Consider the following 17,884-nt stretch of genomic DNA (forward strand, 5'->3'; position numbering starts at 1 on the left):
AAATCTAAAGCTTTTATTATTCAAGGCATAAATAGCTTAATTTATGACTTAATATTCAAAATTCAACTAAAAAAACAAACAGAAAATCAATTTAAAAAATGAGTTTAGCTTATCTCTATTAAACCTGAGTGATTGAATAAAAAATTTATATTTCATCTTCTTTTTTCAATCTATTCAAAGTTTAAATCATCATGATTAATCTGATGAATATATACTCATCAGATTAATTTTAAAAATTTACGGACATTAAAATGGTCGAGCACCAGCCAAACTTACACGCTTTAATAAACGACGCTGTTCGGCAGGAAAGGCGGTACGTGAGTGTAAAGTCAACTGATTGTCCCAGTACACAATATCACCCACTTCCCATTGATGCTCATAACGATATTTAGGTTGCACAATATGCGCTCTCAAATGTTCGATGAGTGCAGCACCTTTTTGGTCATCATAACCGACCACTTCAACTTCAGTCTGTGCATCCAAATAGATACCACGTCTTCCACTTTCAGAATGAGTCCGCACCAAAGGATGTGGAAAAGCTGCACCCAAAATGGGTTGATCAGAAAAACGATATTTAGGAATTGGACTTTTATCTTTTAAACGTAGAAAAGGATTATAGGTAATCAACTGTAATCCTTCGATTTCATCTTTGGTTTGCTGATCTAAATCTTCATAAGCTTGTACCGTGTTATACCAACTGGTTTCCCCACTATCTTTAGGTATTTCAAGCGCATATAACAATGAACCACTAGAAGGCTGCGGTGTCCAGTGATGATCACTATGTGGAGTGAGTTCACCATGCCCCGTATAATCGCCTTCTCCCACAGCATTTGATACTGGCACAATATCAGGTGGTGAATTGGTATCATTACGCGTTGCAAGTACAGGAACATCTGTTGGTGGGCGGAAAATACCACCAAAATAACTCGCAAATGCGAGTAAGTCGTTATCTTCAAGGTCTTGTGCTTTAAAAACAAGAATCAGATGTTCATATAATGCTTTTTTAAGCTTTAAGATTACCTCCCCACTCAATGGTTTACTAGCATCCAAACCTGTTACAACCGCCCCAAGTGCGCCCTCAATTGGAGTGATTTTTACGGTATCTAAAGTATGTTTTTTATATTCATGCCAACGTGGGGCATTTTCGATTGCAGCAGAAAGTTGAGTAAGAGCTGTCATTTTAATTCCCAATAAAATAAATTAATTAAATTTTTAAAAGAGTTGGTCTCTATTAAATAAATTCGACTCACCTATTCAAGATGATTTATTTAAATATATTTGTTTTTAAGAAAATTAAAACCAAGTTTTTGATATTAATTTAGTCTTTTTTATGATTATAAAAATAGTTTACTTGGTATTACCAAGCAAACTGAAATTGATTAAAATCTTTTATTGTAGGAATCACTAAATGATCTTCTAAGGTGTGACTAAAATCAGTCAAAATATCATTACGAATTGCAGAAAGTCGAACATCTTCACGTACACGTGGATGCGGTAAACTCACAGGTACAATCCGTTTAATTCGTCCTGGATTTGGTTGCATCACGACGACCCGATCACCCAGAAAAACGGCTTCTTCAACATCATGAGTCACGATAATCATGGTGATTTTTTCGGTTTGCCAAATGCGCTGTAATTCCTTTTGTAGATTGGCACGAGTGAGTGCATCTAGTGCCCCAAATGGTTCATCCAGCAATAGAATTTTAGGTCGATTGATCAGGCTTCGCGCAATCGCAACACGTTGACTCATCCCGCCTGAAAGTTGTGCAGGAAAAGCTTCTTTGAATTTAGTTAAACCAACTAACTCAATATGTTCATCAATCAGTTTGTTTTGCTCTTCCAACGTTAACTGACTATTCAATAAAGCTACGCGGATGTTGTCTATCACATTTAACCAAGGAAACAATCGATGATCTTGGAACACGATGCCACGTTCTAAACTCGTTCCATCAATTGCTTGACCATCAACCAAGATCTTTCCTTCAAATTGATCATCCAAACCTACCAACAATCGCAATAATGTTGATTTACCACAACCACTACTTCCTACAATACTGATAAATTCACCCGCTTTAATATCTAAGGAAATATCATCCAAAACTTTGAGTGAATGTTCCTTATGATGATCATAGGATTTATTTAAGTGATTTATTTTTACAGATCCGACATTTATAGATGTCATATTTAGCCCCTAAACACAGAACATCCAAATATAATAAATTCACTATTTATTATATTTGAATTATATATTTTCTATAATTTTGCCAGTGCAACTTCTGTTGATTTAATCAAAACAATCACTTCACTACCCAACTCAAGATTTAGATTTTTAACAGATCGTGTTGTGATCACAGAAGTAAATACACCTGCTGGTGTTTCCACATCAACTTCAGATACAACACTCCCTTCAATAATTTCTTTTACAACACCACGGAATTGATTACGCACATTAATTTGAGGAATACTCATACTTCACCACTGACCACTTTTGAAATTAAATTGAATACACTCATATTAAGTAATGGGTAAATATTTAGAACTATTATTTTTTGATATTTTTTTATTAAAAAACTATATTTATTTTAAATCATTTATTATTCATTTTTAAGCAAAGTAAATGTCGTTAAATAAAAAGGTGACTTAAAGTCACCCATTTATTTTACTCGATCAATTCAATAACTCTTCTAACATAATATTGACGACTTTATCGCTACCCACCAAACCATATTTGACTAAACGTGCCCGAACAATATTACGGCTCACCCCCAATAATTTTGCGGTCTGCACTTGATTACGATGACAATATTCATAGGCAATCCGAATGGTCGCTTCTTCAATCATCCGATCTAAATTTTCATTTTTTAACGCATGCGAAGATTCAAAGAGATTCAGTAAAGCATGCTGTAGCATTTGTTTTGGTAATAAATCTGTCCGTGGAATCGTTTGTGTACTTTTCTCTAAGTCTGAGATTTGTCGTAAATTCAAATTATTCGACAAGGAAGCAAAGCAAAAATCGGTGGGTTGTATTTGATGATTTTTACATACTAATAGCGCATGATGAATTGCATTTTCCAACTCTCGGATGTTCCCTGGATAACTATAGGTCAATAGTTTCTGCACCGCGCTTGGGCTTAAACTCGCCAGTGGATAACCTAGACGCTTGCAATATTGGGCAATAAAATAATTCGCCAGAGGAAGAATGTCCCCTGGACGTTCAGAAAGTGGTACGACTCTAAGCAAAGCAACATTCAAACGATAGAATAAATCTTCTCTAAACTTGCCAGCTTGCACTGCTTCATCTAAATGAACATTGGTTGCCGCAATAACACGGACATTAAGTTTGATCGGTTTTAATGACCCTACCCGAACGATTTCTCGCTCCTGCAATACACGCAAAAGCTTAACTTGCATTGCAGGTGATAAATCTCCCACTTCATCTAAGAATAAAGTGCCATGATTGGCAGCTTCAAACCAGCCAGCCTTGCTGTTGATTGCCCCCGTAAATGCTCCTTTTTCATGTCCGAATAATTCACTTTCAGCCAATGATTCAGTAAATGCACCACAGTTTACCGCCACAAAAGGACCTTGAGCACGCTGACTCATCATATGGACTTGACGTGCAACAAGCTCTTTTCCAGTGCCTGTATTACCAATAATCAGGACACTCGCTTCACTCGGTGCAATTTGTGCAATACGATCCAATAATTCTCTAGATTTTGAATCTTCAAAGACCATCGCTGTTGCACGTTCTGTACGCGTCAAAGTATGATTTTGTGGATAAGTAATGAATGACATGCATTTACTCCCCTATTTTCTAAATAAGAAGCCATCTTGCATGAGTATTTTATGAAATAGAAATCAAAAAAATACCTTTGCTATTTCTATTTATTAAAATAGCAATCAAATTAAATCAATTCAGCCTAAAAAGGGTTTTAATTCGGACTATATTCATTATATTGATTGGTATATATTTTTTTATAATCAATCTGATTCGATTTTAATTGTCCTTCAGCAATGAGATTATCGACCCAAATCTTAAAATCATGATTTTGAAATTGTCCGCCTTGACTTGGAATGCCCCAATTCGTCCAATATTTCAGCATTGCATTATTCTCTGGGCGTTTACGCTTTTCCAATATCTGTTCAAAGCGTGCAATCACTTCATCTCGATTTCTTTGTCTGGACCATTCAATCGCTTTAGCAATTCCTGTCACTACTTTACGCGTTGTATTTGGATGCTCAGCAATATAACGATTTGCCATCACATACGTGCCTGTGGTGAGATCGCCTACAATTTCATAATCTCGATAAAGGCGGCGTACACCACCACGTTCAATTGCTGGGCCGCCTAAAGGTGCTAAGTCCACATGTCCACTGCGTAAAGCTTGCTCAGACGAGCCCGGAGGCAGCACAACCAATGTCACTTGATTGATTTCCTCCTGAGTTAGTCCACCCTGTTTAAGATACGCTTTGAGCATATAGTCAACCTGAGCACCAAGAATATTTGTCCCAATTTTCTTGCCAATTAAATCTCGTGCCGAGTGAATTGGACTATTTTCTTGGACATAATAACCAGCAAAAGGATCGTCAAAAGTGCCATATGATGCGATGACGACTGTTCCCGGTACACCGCTTGCCACCATTTTCACAGCTGAACCCGCAAAACTGGGACTACTAATATCACTATCCCCTGATAAAGCCGATTGGATTCCTTGTGGTCCACCCGTAGATACGCCTTGATAGCTTAACTTTATCGGTGCTAGATAACCTAAATCCTCAGCAAGTTCCAAAGGTGTCACCACACCCGGTGAACCTAGATATTTAAATTCCAAAGACTCTAAACCATCCGCCCTTGGCAATTTGGACTCGGGTAATGGTTTTGTACATGCAAGTAAAAGTACAGGAAGAGCGACGATTGCACTGAAATGAACTAAATTCTTTTTCCAGTTGTGATGTTGCATCAATATACGCTCCCTATCGATCAGATTTCCAAGCGGTTAAACGCTTTTCAATGAACAACAAGCTATAGTTAAATAACAGCCCAACTGTCGTGATACTGATGATGCCAAAGAACATTTCTGGGATTTGGAAATTGTATTGTGCATAGTTGATCAGATAACCTAAACCTGCTTTTGCACCGACCATTTCTGCGGCAATCAACATCAATACCGAGAAAGAACCCGCTAAACGAACACCTACAAAGATCGTTGGAATGGCAGCAGGTAAAATGACCTTACGGAATAGTTGAATCGAGTTAAGACCCATCGTTCGTGCAGATTTGATCAATAGTGGATCAACATTACGCACGCCACTAATCGTATTTAATAAGATTGGCCATGTGCAGGCATAAGTGACTAAAGCGATTTTTGAACTTTCGCCAATGCCTAGAAATAAAATAAAAACTGGAAGTAAAGCTAAAGCGGCAGTATTTCTAAACACTTCCAATAAAGGGCTTAGAAATTCTGAAAAGCGTGTATACCAACCGATTGCAAGACCTAACGGAATCGCCACCAGAATAGCTAAGACAAAACCACTAAATGAACGAATTAAACTGGCTTGTAAATGTGTCAGCAATTGACCATTTTGAATTAAATTCCAACCACTCACCAAAACCGTGGAAAATGCGGGTAGAAATGCAGGGTCAACTAAACCGATCCGTGGCACAATTTCCCAAATCGCCAAAAAGACTAAAATAGCTGCTGAACGCTTAAACGTCGTGGATAACCACGTTAGGTTTAATTCAGCCCAAAAAGCATTCCACTTTTTGGATGGATTCGCCACCGCTGGCGGTATCGTTTTTGGAAATGCGAATGTATCTTTTGAACTCGACATAATAACCTCTGATTCTTTTCAATGCTTTAAAACGCTAAGTTAGGCAACCAATTGATTTTGCTTTTCTTGTTCCTGTGCTCTCAAGACTTCTTCACGCAATAAAGTCCAGATATGATGACGAAGCTGACTAAATTCAGGGCTTGAACGTACATCGTCTTGATCACTTCTTAATTCTGCTGGAACTTCAATCACCTGCTTTATACGCCCAGGACGAGAGGTCATAATGGCAATCCGTTGTCCTAGATAAATCGCTTCATCAATACTATGGGTAATAAAGATGATGGTTTTTTTTGTCTGCTGCCAGATTTTGACCAATTCAGCCTGTAAGGTTTCACGCGTTTGCGCATCTAGTGCAGCAAAAGGCTCATCCATCAATAAAATATCTGGGTCATAAGCTAAACTTCTAGCAATTGCAACGCGCTGTTTCATGCCACCAGAGAGTTCATTTGGATAATGATGCTCGAACTCAGAAAGCCCGACTAAGTTCAGAAAATACTTTGCAATCACATAACGTTCATCTTTGGCGATACCTTTGGCATCTAAGCCAAATTCAATATTTTGCAATGCTGTCAGCCAAGGGAATAAAGCATATTGCTGAAAGACAATACCGCGATCCAATCCCGGTTTTTTGATTGCTTGCCCATCAATAGTGATTTGTCCTGAAGTGGGGGTGGTCAAACCTGCCAATAGGTCTAATAACGTTGATTTACCACAACCACTTGGACCAACAATGGCAACAAACTCACCTGCTTTTACATCTAAAGATAAGTTTTCAACAGCAACAAACTCTTCGGCTTGAGTTTTCGCGCCTTTTACTTTTTTTGCTGCAAATGATTTATAAACATTTTCAAGTTTTAATTTAGTTGTCATCCGAAATCTCCTGTCAGTTTTACTTATTCATTACTGTGCTTTTTCGTTTGAATAAGGGTTAAATTGATTGGTGAATAGGCTATCTGCATTGATTTGATTGGGTTTGAATTGCCCTTGTTTTACAAATAGATCAATCCAGCGTTGGTATTGTTTTGCATTTAACAGGCCACCTTTGCTCACCACACCATAGCTATGCCAGTACTGCATGAGTGCATCGCTTTCATTGCGCTTTCTTTTTTCAATAATGCTTTTGAAACGTGCAAGTACCTGCTCACGAGGTGTTTGTTTCGTCCACTCCACTGCTTTGGCGACACCAGTGACATACTGTTTGACGACTTCAGGATGTTCTTTAATAAATTTTTCAGTAAAGACATAGCTTCCAGCGGTAAAACTGCCATACAAATCCGTGTCTGAAATTAACTTTCTCAAACCACCACGTTCTAAAGCTTTGTCCTGAAAAATAGAAACTAGAGCCGCTGCATCAATCTGTCCTGCACGTAATGCCTGCTCTGTATTGGCTGGGGGTAAGACAACAAATTCGACTTGTTTAATCTCATCATCAGTCAAACCTTCACGTGCCAAATAGTCTTTTAGAACAAATTGATAATGCGCACCTAAAGTATTCACTGCGACTTTTTTACCGATTAAATCTCGTGCTGAGTGAATTGGGCTATTTTCCTGTACAAAATAGCCCACCCAACTTTTATCATCGCTGCCATAGGATGCAACCACCGACTTGATTTTAATTCCAGCCGCAGCCAACTTAATGATCGCACCATCAAAGGCGGTTGCGACATCAACATCACCCGTCGTCAAAGCTTGTAAATCCTGTGGCCCACCCTGAACACTACCTACATATTTAAGTCTAACGTCGCCTAAATAGCCCAAATCCTCAGCCAGTTCAGGCAATGTCACCACACCTGTTAATGACTGATAACGCAGTTCATGGATGCCATTTGCTTGAGGCTCTGGATTTTTACTGCATGCCAATAAAGTCACAGTCAACAGACCAAATAAACTAAGCTGCCCAACCCGTTTAAAATGACGGTTTAAATATTGCCCAAGACCTTGTATTTTTTTCATTTGAATACCTCCTAACGTCGCCAGACAAGAATGCGACGTTCAGCAGCATTGGCTAAACTGTTCCAAGTCACACCAATAAAGCCAATCACAATTAAACCGAATATGATCAAACCAACATCCAAAGCGGCACGCCCACGAATCACAATGTTGCCGAGTCCAACGCCATAACTCCCTAACAGGAATTCAGCACCGATGGTTGCGACCCAAGCGAAAATAAGACCAAGTTGTAAACCTAAGAAGATTTGCGGTGCTGCGGCAGGTAAAATCAATTTGCTGAGTGTTTGCCAAGCATTGAATTGATAGACTTTCGCTACTTCATATTGATTCAACGGAATACGTCTCACACCATCAATGGTATGCAACGCCACGGGATAAAAAACCGAAAGGACAATGAATAAAATCTTTGCGACGTTGCCATAGTCTAAAAATGTGGTAATGAGTGGCAGCCATGCAAATAAGGAGATTTGGCGCAGTACATTAAAACTTGGTAAAAATAAATAATTCGCCCAACGAGATACACCAACGACAATGCCAAAAATAATGGCAAGTACACTACCGATCACAAAACCCGTCACATCACGGAATAAACTTGCAGCTAAACCCACCCAAAACTCTTGCTGTTGGATCTGTTGAAGCCCAATATGTACCACTTCAATTGGTGCAGGAATCAATTTTGGATTGACCCAATTTAGCTTTGAAGCCAGTGCCCAAAGAATGACAAAACCAATCGGCAAGACCAAACCGTAAAACTGCAAGTGACTAATATCTATTTTTTTAATTTGGCTTTTTAAAGCTGTTGTATTTGACATATTCAATCCTCCTTAGAATGCACTGCGTTGCCATTGGCTAAAGAAACGCTCAATCCAACCTAAAATGTGATCCAAGCTAAAACCAACGATGCCAATCACAATAACCGTCATAAAAATAATATCTGGCTGCATCAACTGACGACCCCAAACAATCAGATAGCCAATGCCTTCACTACTCGCCAATAACTCTACAAAAACTAAGGATAACCACGCTTGCATCGTCCCTTGACGAATACCGCTGACAATGTTGGGTAATGCAGAAGGTAAAATAACCCGTCGAAACGTTTGCCAAGGGCTGAACGCATACACACGTGATACTTCTAATAAATGTGCTGGCACACTCAATACGCTACGATAGGTTGCGACTAAAACAGGAACAAATACAGCCAATGAAATCGCGGCAATTTTCAAACTTTCTTCAATGCCAAGAAAAATCATTAAAAGTGGAATCCAGCCAATCACAGGAAATTGAGCAATTAAATTGAAGGTTGGGTAAATAAATTTATGTGCGATCCGAGATAAACCGATGGCAAAGCCAAGCGCCAAGCCTGCTCCACCGCCTAACAACACACTCCATCCCACACGTTTTAGGCTAATCAACAAGTTGTCTTGTAACTCATGTGTGTCTATGAGCTCCAATGTGGTCTGCCAAACCAGTGCTGGGCTTGGTAAAATTTGTTCAGGTAACCACTGCTTATGATAGACATATTGCCAAAAAGCCAATAACAGCGTAGGCAAAACCAAACCGAGTAAAATACGTGCTGACCAAGTTGCCACTTGTTTAAAATATGGCGTCAAACTCGTCCATTGCCACGTTTGGTCATTTTCTAACTGACTCTCTAAAGTGCTCATTTTATTGACCCTCTATTTCTGAATACATTTCAATTTCTGATGTACGCTCCTGAGAACCCCGATCCCTCAACCAAACTCACCGCCAGTAATGGCCCAACCAAAAAGAAACCCATCATATGTGTCCCTCTAAACCAACCTGCTTTTGCAGCACCAATGGTTTTCAGATGCTGCATATACACCGTGTTGAGTGACACAAATCGCATCGGCATACATAAACCAACAAGGAATGTACATAAGATCAGATACCAAACATTTTGGTAAAATGGCACAGTGAGATAGACCAATGCCGCTAAAAAACTACCAATCACGAACATTCTTTTTGGACCGTAACGCTGCACTAACAATCCAATCGGAAGACCAATTAATAAAATTCCAAGACTCTGAACTGCTGCAATCAATCCCATTTCAAATTCAGTTGCTTGTAATTGCACCGCATATAATGAAGTCACAATTTTGGCAATCCCAATTCCCAGTCCTGCACATAACGCTAATGCAATAAAACCCAATACAAAGCGGAATTGACCTAATTCGACTGGAGCAACTGATTCCTGACTCATGTACTTGTTCCTAAAACTTGATGAATACCGAGATAAACTAGAGCTAAGGAACACGCCCTTAGCTCAGTTCTACTTATTTTTTGCGGTTACCATTCACATCAAATTTTGGCCAATAGTTTTCTAATTTCAGTTCTTGAATTGCATTGTTGAGGTATTTTGGCTCGATCCATGAATCAACATCGACAGGACGACGAATCAATTTGTAATCAAGGGATTGTTGAACAGATTTCTTGAGAGAGTTCACTGCATAATCATCAAAGAATGGCGTATTACGATCTTTCAGTGCGTAATCATCCCAATCCTTTTTCCAATCTAAATATGCTGTTCCACTCTGAGACCATAATTTGTATTGCACATCACGATTCTTTTCATCCGAGCTCCATTGATCTTGCTTGATCAATGCAGTCACAACACGCTGTACGACTGCTGGATATTTTTTTTCAAAATCGTCTGTTACCCAGAACAGTAATGGGCCATTCAAGTTTGGATCTTTACGAATTTCGAGCACACGTTTGGCTACACCACGCGCTTCAAGTGACCACGGACTGGCAATCGTTCCATCAATATCGCCAGTCGCTAAAGAGGTTTGAGCAGAATAGCTATCCTGACTGATGACACGGAAATCTTTTTCCGTGAAGCCATATTTACGCAGCAAACGACCTAAAATAAGTTGTTGGTTCGTACCTTTAAATACTGAAATGGTTTTGCCTTTTAAATCAGCAAGGCTTTTAGCACTTGAACCTGCTGGAACCGTAAAATACACAGGACCAAAACGACCTGCTGTAAATAACAGCTTGGTTTTTAAACCTGTCGAACGTGCAACAATAGCTGGTAAATCACCATTACCTGCACCAAAGTCTACTTTTCCATTGGCTAAGGCTTCATTTAAAGCAGGACCAGCACCAGGAAAAAATATCCATTTTACTTTGATGCCATCTTTCTTAAATTCTTCTTCGACGACTCCGCGTAGATGCGCAGAGGCAACAAAGGAATAACCAACTTTAGGTTTACCACCTACCCCTGCACCTGGCACACCAAGACGAATTTCCGTTGGATTTTGGGCAAATGCAGAAAAACTTGTCGCAACCAATAAGCCAGCCGCCGCACTGATCAATGAATGTTTCTTAAATGTCATCGTCTTATTACTCATACTAAAAAATTAAAAGGTGTACTGGAACTGAGCTTGTGCTTCAGTAAAGTCTTTTTGGGTCGCCGTTTTATGGTCATAAGTCCAACGATTGATCCCAAATTGGAATTTTGTGGTTTGTGCAAAAAACAGGTTGAAACCAAGGGTATGAATATCAACTTTGCCTAGACCATTTCCTGCGATACTGACAACATCAGCACTTTTGTTTGGGTTATAAGTGTCATAGCGGTAGAAGGTTTGAATAGATTTAGGCCAAAAGTCATCAAACTTTGCAGCTGATTTCACACTGTTATAAAATTGATCACCTAAGGTATAGAACACTGTTGCTGTATGACCTTCAGACTTCACCTCTGAGGTATTGCCTGCTGCTGTTGCATAGTCAGTTAAGCCTTTGACATATTCATAGGTAATCCCAAAAGGCGCATGGTTATAATAAATATCGAAGCCTAAACGGTCATTGCGACCATCTTTATCCAGCACGGTGGTACCTGAAGAAACGTTTTTACTGCCTTTCAAATAAGATGCACCAAACTTCAACTCACGTAACCAACTCGCATAATCGACAGGCAATGTAAAAGCAACACGACCGATATAGTCTTTACTCTCATTGTCATCGACTTTATTGGTGCCATTACCGTTGATCACACCTAAAGCATATTCAAATAATGGCGCACGATAATTTGCTGAATAATCTACAAATGGCTTCACATCACCGCGAACAACCAAACCTGTTTGGCGGTTGAATAAACCCAGTTGCGCCAAACCTGTTGCAACGTTAATGGTTGGACGTAAATCTTCAGGAGACTGCGGATCTAAACCAAATGGAATCAGTTGTTGACCTAAAGTCACATTCAAACGTGGAATTTCAGGACCGCCATTGGTCGAAGTAAAGTTATAACGGAGGAATGCATCTGCAAGATTCAGGTCGCTGGCACTGCCCGCTGTACCTGTGCGTTTGCCATAACTAAAGGAAAGTTGATAATCTAAGTTTTTCCCTTCCTTATAATCTTTGTATAAATTCCCTCGTACACCAATCAATGCAGTTGGAATATCAAAAGTATTGCGACGAGCTGAATTAGGTGCTGGATTACCCGAAGTTGTATCAGTACTTTGTGCCTGTGCACGAACCTGAACAGTTCCATACAAATTCGTATCACGTGTTGCTTTTACCGTGCTACGTTCATATTGACGTGCATCATCATATTTATAGTTTTCGAGATCAGTTCGGAAACCTTCCAGTTCGCTCTGGGTTGCGAAGCTATGTTCCGTGCTTTCAGCCTCAGCCTGTGCCTCGCCATCCTGTTGAGTGGTCAACTGCTCTTGTTCACCTGCTTCACCTGAAACCTGTTTTTTTTGTTTTAACACATTGACTTGTTGCTGTAGAGCAGTCAATTGCGCTTGCAATTGTGCCAATGTCGTGTCCGCATTTTCGGCAGCTTGTGCTGCGCCACTTGCAAAAAGTGTTGCCAAACTCAATGTAATTGACAATGAAAGATGATGTTTTTTCACCAATAAAACCCCTAAAACTAAAACGCTAAAATTTTTGTAAAAAAATCCCATACATGACTGGGAAACAATCACGCTGTAAAATTTCGAATGAGAAAAGAGAAAGAATTAAGTTTTCATACAACAACGTAAAATCACGATCATGCACTCCTAAGCCAAGTTAATCGGTATTTGTGTCTACCATGCTGAGTATTTTGCAAGGGTCGTGCCAAAAACCAAGTTATTGTTTTTTATAATATAAATAAAATTTTAGATCTTTTTATCTGTTGATGTAGTGTTGGAAAATCAACACCTTGCTTATATCAAAACATCATATTTAAAGGTTTTTATTTCTTATTTTTAGATATAAAGTCAAGCTCATGGGAAATGAGTGCATGTATCATGATTGTTGAACGTTTAAGGTATAGATCGGCAAAAGGGGAAGTTTATCCACCGAATAATCGTAGCGTGAGATAAACAGGTTTATGAGTGAGTTGAACAAATTTTAGTTAACATCATAAACCAATCATGAGGAATATTATTCCACAAGAACCCACCATACACAGTGGAACGAGGCAATAAATTCGCCCTACGCTTGCTTGAGCTTATTCTACAAGCTGCTGTAATCGGCTTAAACCCAGTGCAGATAAGCAAACTACAAAGGGAGGAGCCTTGGACTCTAGCTCTAGGGTCCCATCTTGTGTAATATGCAGTATCTGCATTCCAAGGACTATTGACTCACCTAGTCTTGCAGCTTGAAGTTTTCCCAAAATAGAGCGTGGAATACTTATTTCACAGAAGTCTTCAAAATCAAGAACTTCTATTCTACTTTCATCTAGATGATCACGTAAAACTATATTTCCATCCCAAGAAATAAGAGGCACAGATTGAGAATGGATAGCCAAGTCTTTCGCAATTTTCGCAAGACTCTCTCCTATTTTTCTTGGACCGTCTGCCTCCTTTAAGCAAGAGACATGCAATATTCCTTGCACATCAGCAAGCGGATGATTTGGAGGTAATCTTGGAAAATAAAATCTAGGCTGACCGCTCTGAATCTCATTTCCACACAGGGTACAAATTATATTTTTTGAGTTCATTTTCACTGTCCTGGCAACCAGTTATAATCTTTCTATTAGAACTACCATTTAATCATCTAAATTAAGCACGAACACTTCTTTGCCAATCAATAAATGCTCGCTCGTCTGGTAAGTTTTTTAACCCTTGGTAATACTGAACACGATCTGCCATACCTAAAGCCTCAATATGACAGAAAAAATCATCATCTTGCACAGGTATAGCATGCTCGTCACAGAAAGTCGGGCTAGTAAAGCTAGCAAAATAATCATTCACAAGTTGAATAGCCTCACCACTGGAGTACCTATAAGACGCTTGCAGATGTTTTACTACACGCTAAAATAGGTACATCACGTCATCATCCGCAGAAACTTTTAACTCAACCATATAGAGCCACCTTATTTAGACATATATCTATTAAACAGGTTTACTGCCGCACCAGTATGGATCAGCTCCCCCCAATGCCGGATAGTTCCATCCCTACCTACTCGTTGCCTCGTTCCACTGCTGTGCAGTAGTATCTTGCGGAATAATATTCCTCATGGTTGATTTTTATACCTAGAGAAAATCATTTTTAAAAGAGAAATACATTAACATAGGCAATTTTAATACAGGAACTGAATATTTTTATAAATCAGAAGTTAACCATGAGGAATATGATTCACTAAAATTCCCTTTACTCTAAAATAAAAAAAGACAGTTGGATTTACTCAACTGTCCTGAACAAAAAATGGTTGTATAAATTAAGGCGCTGGATTCGGATGAGACAAATGTATCTGTTCAATCGCTTGAATAAGCTCATCACCGAGTTCGAGATCAATACTATCAATATTGGTTTTTAGTTGATCCAAGTTGGTTGCGCCAATAATATTACTGGTCACAAAACGCCGACTATTCACATATGCCAATGCCAATTGAGCAGGATCTAATTGGTGTTGTCGTGCAAGTTCGACATAACGGCGAATTGCATCTTCAGAGGCTTGATTTTTGTAGCGTGCAAAACGCTCCCATAACGTTAGACGAGCACCTGCTGGTTGAGCACCATCCAAATATTTACCTGTCAAAGCGCCAAATGCCAAAGGTGAATAAGCCAACAAACCGACCTGTTCCCTAATTGCGACTTCTGCATTGCCAATTTCAAAACTACGATTCAATAAGCTATACGGGTTTTGAATGGAAACCACACGTGGCAAGCCTAAATTTTCTGAATATTTCAAAAACTGACTGACACCCCAAGGCGTTTCATTTGATAAACCAATATGACGAACCTTGCCTGCTTTGATTAAATCAGCCAAGACGATTAAGGTCTCTTGAATCGGTACGGTATCTTCATTTTCAACATGGCTATAACCCAGTTCCCCAAAGTGATTAGTGCTTCGGTCTGGCCAATGCAGTTGATATAAATCAATATAATCCGTTTGTAATCGTTGTAAACTATCATTGACTGCGGCTTCGATATTCGCTCGATCTAGTTTGGTTTGCCCTGAACGAAAATGGGTCGCTTGTGTTAGCTTTCGAGATGGACCAACCACTTTAGTTGCGATTAATACTTGATCACGTTTTTTCGATTGCTTGAGCCAAGTACCAATATATTTCTCAGTTAAACCTTGTGTCTCTGGCTTAGGCGGAACAGGATACATTTCCGCCGTATCAATCAGATTCACACCACGTTCGATTGCATAATCTAATTGGGCATGTGCTTCCTCTTCCGAGTTTTGCTCACCCCATGTCATTGTACCTAAAGCAATGACACTGACATCAATATCAGTTTGACCTAATTTTCTATATTGCATATTTCTCTCAGTACATCATTTGCTTAAAATGGTGACCGTCTTTCAGCCACCATTACCTTTAGATCAGCTTTATTTAAGGATTAAATCGTTTAACTCGCCTTATTTTTTTCGGCTGTTTGTCTTTCTAACACATATTGGTTCTCTGGACGTGCTAAACCTAAGTTTTCACGTAACGTTGTCCCTTCGTATTCAGTACGGAACAAACCACGACGCTGCAATTCAGGCACCACCAATTCCACAAAATCATTTAAACCAGCAGGCGTACTTGGCGGCAAAATATTAAAGCCATCCGCAGCTTCATTTTCAAACCACTCTTGTAATTGGTCAACGATTTGTTCAGGTGTCCCAATCAATTGCCAATGGCCACGTGCGCCCGCAATCCACTCATAAAGTTGACGAATGGTAAAATTATTTTTCTTGGCAATATCGGCAATGAGCGCTGGGCGACTGACCATGCCTTGACCTTCTGTTAATTCAGGAAATGGTCCATCAAGATCATAAGCAGAAAAATCAAAACCACCACTTAAACCACTCAACAAAGCCAAGCCAGCCTCAGGATGAATTAAATCGGTTAACTGTTGATATTTAGCCCGTGCTTCTTCAGGTGTCCGCCCAACAAATGCAGATACCCCAGGTAAAATTAACAATTCATCAGCAGAACGACCATACTTAGCTAAACGGCTTTTGACATCTCGATAGAACTCTTGAGCATCTTCTAACTTCTGATTAGCCGTGAAAATCACCTCTGCATAACGTGCAGCCAAATCACGTCCAGGCCCAGATTGTCCCGCCTGTACAATAACTGGATAGCCTTGCGGAGTACGTGGCACATTTAATGCCCCTTTCACCGCATAATATTTTCCTTTATGGTTTGGGTTATGAACTTTTTCAGGATCGTAAAATACACCTGATTCTTTATCGTGAATAAAGGCATCATCTTCCCAACTATCCCAAAGCTTTTTAATGAGTTCGACATATTCTTGAGCACGTTCATAACGCTCAGCGTGTGGAATTTGTTGCTCATAACCAAAATTGGCAGCCGCAGATTCAGAGGCAGAGGTCACCACATTCCAACCTGCTCGACCATGACTAATATGATCTAGTGAAGCAAATTTACGTGCTAATAAATAGGGTTCTTCATAGGTGGAAGATGCTGTTGCAATAAAGCCAATATGCTTGGTCACAGTAGATAAAGCCGCGAATAATGTGACAGGTTCAAAACCTGCGACTTTATCGCTATAACCATTTTTTTCAGCCTGACCAAAATTTACAGCCAAACCATCGGCTAAGAAGTAAGCGTCAAAAAGCCCCTTTTCAGCAAGTTGCACTTGTTCTTTAATGAAATCAAAATCAACCACTTTTGCTGGCTGAGATTCAGGATGCCGCCACGCAGCAACATGCTGTCCAGTTGCAGGAATAAAGGCACCTAACCGAATTTTTCTACTCATGTTTTACTCCAAATTTGTTGTTAGAAACACAATTAAACGTTCACTATTCACAATACAAATTGGATGCCATAATTTTATTATATTTAAATCAGATGCTTAGATTTATTTTAATTTTAGCATGTTTAATAATAAGCAGTCTTTTGTTGAATCTATGCTTTAAAATCAACATTCTTCATTCTTTTAAATATATGCTTTGCTATTTTAATGATTAATAGCAGCTTTATTACTAATATTTCACCCTCTCATTCGTTATATTCCTAATCAGCCAATAAAACCTGCTTATTTATCTTTATTAGATATATAAATAAATTTTGATTATTTCACTCCATATAAAAACAGTCATAAGATAAAAAAATCATCTCACTGATGTATTAAAGGTTAAAAAATGAATGCTCAATTTGATTCAATTCAAGTCGCAGAGTCCAATTCGACTGCGGACGGTCTATCAAAAAATCTACAAGAAAGTTTACACCGTGCACAACAATATGCTGAAGAAAATGAGCTTGATTTTACAGGTAGTATTCCGCCAACAGAAGCTTGGTCTTTAGTTGAACAAGGCTATGCGGTTTTAGTCGATGTACGGACTAATGAAGAACGCAAGTTTGTCGGTTATGTACCTGAAAGTATTCATGTCGCATGGGCGACGGGAACCTCATTTAATCGCAATCCTCGCTTTTTAAAAGAACTCGATAGCAAAGTCGGAAAAGATAAAACCATCTTATTACTCTGTCGTAGTGGCAAACGTTCGGCCCTCGCCGCAACAGCTGCATATAGCGCAGGTTTTGCTCAAGTCTATAACGTACTGGAAGGTTTTGAAGGCGATTTAAATGAACAGCAACAACGGAATCAACAGAATGGCTGGCGAACCCATCAGTTACCTTGGTTACAAGATTAATGCTGTTTTAAGCACCCATTTTACGATTTTTATCTAAGA

17 protein-coding genes and 1 pseudogene are annotated in these 17,884 nt (G+C 39.2%); 1 reads left to right on the top strand and 17 read right to left on the bottom strand.

The window, feature by feature from the left end; translation table 11 throughout:
* Positions 1-246: 246 nt before the first annotated feature.
* From C502_RS0108825 to C502_RS0108905, 17 genes and pseudogenes are all read right to left on the bottom strand, one after another.
* Positions 247-1,179: a TauD/TfdA dioxygenase family protein gene (locus C502_RS0108825; protein ID WP_018678474.1), complete on the bottom strand. Its 933-nt coding sequence runs from the start codon at positions 1,177-1,179 to the stop codon at positions 247-249.
* A gap of 178 nt (positions 1,180-1,357) precedes the next feature.
* On the bottom strand, positions 1,358-2,182 hold the full coding sequence (locus tag C502_RS0108830; protein ID WP_018678475.1) for an ABC transporter ATP-binding protein: 825 nt from the start codon (positions 2,180-2,182) through the stop codon (positions 1,358-1,360).
* A gap of 71 nt (positions 2,183-2,253) precedes the next feature.
* Positions 2,254-2,469: a TOBE domain-containing protein gene (locus tag C502_RS0108835; protein ID WP_004654121.1), complete on the bottom strand. Its 216-nt coding sequence runs from the start codon at positions 2,467-2,469 to the stop codon at positions 2,254-2,256.
* 198 nt (positions 2,470-2,667) lie between these two features.
* On the bottom strand, positions 2,668-3,795 hold the full coding sequence (locus tag C502_RS0108840) for a sigma-54 interaction domain-containing protein (RefSeq protein ID WP_018678476.1): 1,128 nt from the start codon (positions 3,793-3,795) through the stop codon (positions 2,668-2,670).
* 137 nt (positions 3,796-3,932) lie between these two features.
* Positions 3,933-4,961 carry an ABC transporter substrate-binding protein gene (locus C502_RS0108845; protein WP_018678477.1) on the bottom strand — a complete coding sequence of 343 codons (1,029 nt, stop codon included), beginning with the start codon at positions 4,959-4,961 and terminating at the stop codon, positions 3,933-3,935.
* A 13-nt stretch (positions 4,962-4,974) separates the two neighbouring features.
* Complete coding sequence (locus C502_RS0108850) at positions 4,975-5,832, bottom strand: ABC transporter permease (RefSeq protein ID WP_018678478.1); 858 nt, start codon at positions 5,830-5,832, stop codon at positions 4,975-4,977.
* 39 nt (positions 5,833-5,871) lie between these two features.
* Entirely contained in the window at positions 5,872-6,702 is an 831-nt protein-coding gene (locus tag C502_RS0108855) for an ABC transporter ATP-binding protein (protein ID WP_018678479.1), read from the bottom strand.
* Positions 6,703-6,732: 30 nt separating this feature from the next.
* On the bottom strand, positions 6,733-7,785 hold the full coding sequence (locus C502_RS0108860; RefSeq protein WP_018678480.1) for an ABC transporter substrate-binding protein: 1,053 nt from the start codon (positions 7,783-7,785) through the stop codon (positions 6,733-6,735).
* Between the two features lie 11 nt (positions 7,786-7,796).
* A complete protein-coding gene (locus tag C502_RS0108865) occupies positions 7,797-8,594 on the bottom strand; it encodes an ABC transporter permease (protein ID WP_018678481.1) in 798 nt (265 codons plus the stop codon).
* A gap of 12 nt (positions 8,595-8,606) precedes the next feature.
* The gene (locus tag C502_RS0108870; protein ID WP_018678482.1) at positions 8,607-9,446 is read right to left on the bottom strand and encodes an ABC transporter permease; all 840 of its coding nucleotides are present in this window, start codon (positions 9,444-9,446) and stop codon (positions 8,607-8,609) included.
* A gap of 41 nt (positions 9,447-9,487) precedes the next feature.
* Positions 9,488-10,003: pseudogene (locus C502_RS18210) on the bottom strand (MFS transporter); the annotation flags it as partial.
* A gap of 73 nt (positions 10,004-10,076) precedes the next feature.
* The gene (locus C502_RS0108880) at positions 10,077-11,138 is read right to left on the bottom strand and encodes an ABC transporter substrate-binding protein (RefSeq protein WP_018678484.1); all 1,062 of its coding nucleotides are present in this window, start codon (positions 11,136-11,138) and stop codon (positions 10,077-10,079) included.
* Positions 11,139-11,162: 24 nt separating this feature from the next.
* Positions 11,163-12,710: a porin family protein gene (locus C502_RS0108885; protein ID WP_018678485.1), complete on the bottom strand. Its 1,548-nt coding sequence runs from the start codon at positions 12,708-12,710 to the stop codon at positions 11,163-11,165.
* Positions 12,711-13,240: 530 nt separating this feature from the next.
* A complete protein-coding gene (locus tag C502_RS0108890) occupies positions 13,241-13,732 on the bottom strand; it encodes a hypothetical protein (RefSeq protein ID WP_018678486.1) in 492 nt (163 codons plus the stop codon).
* Between the two features lie 61 nt (positions 13,733-13,793).
* Entirely contained in the window at positions 13,794-13,985 is a 192-nt protein-coding gene (locus tag C502_RS0108895; protein ID WP_018678487.1) for a hypothetical protein, read from the bottom strand.
* A 467-nt stretch (positions 13,986-14,452) separates the two neighbouring features.
* A complete protein-coding gene (locus tag C502_RS0108900) occupies positions 14,453-15,502 on the bottom strand; it encodes an NADP(H)-dependent aldo-keto reductase (RefSeq protein WP_018678488.1) in 1,050 nt (349 codons plus the stop codon).
* Between the two features lie 89 nt (positions 15,503-15,591).
* On the bottom strand, positions 15,592-16,950 hold the full coding sequence (locus C502_RS0108905; RefSeq protein ID WP_018678489.1) for an LLM class flavin-dependent oxidoreductase: 1,359 nt from the start codon (positions 16,948-16,950) through the stop codon (positions 15,592-15,594).
* 385 nt (positions 16,951-17,335) lie between these two features.
* On the opposite strand from C502_RS0108905, the gene C502_RS0108910 reads away from it, so the two are divergent.
* Entirely contained in the window at positions 17,336-17,845 is a 510-nt protein-coding gene (locus C502_RS0108910) for a rhodanese-like domain-containing protein (protein ID WP_018678490.1), read from the top strand.
* Positions 17,846-17,884: the final 39 nt, after the last annotated feature.

This window comes from Acinetobacter tjernbergiae DSM 14971 = CIP 107465 (genome assembly GCF_000374425.1).
GTDB lineage: Bacteria > Pseudomonadota > Gammaproteobacteria > Pseudomonadales > Moraxellaceae > Acinetobacter > Acinetobacter tjernbergiae.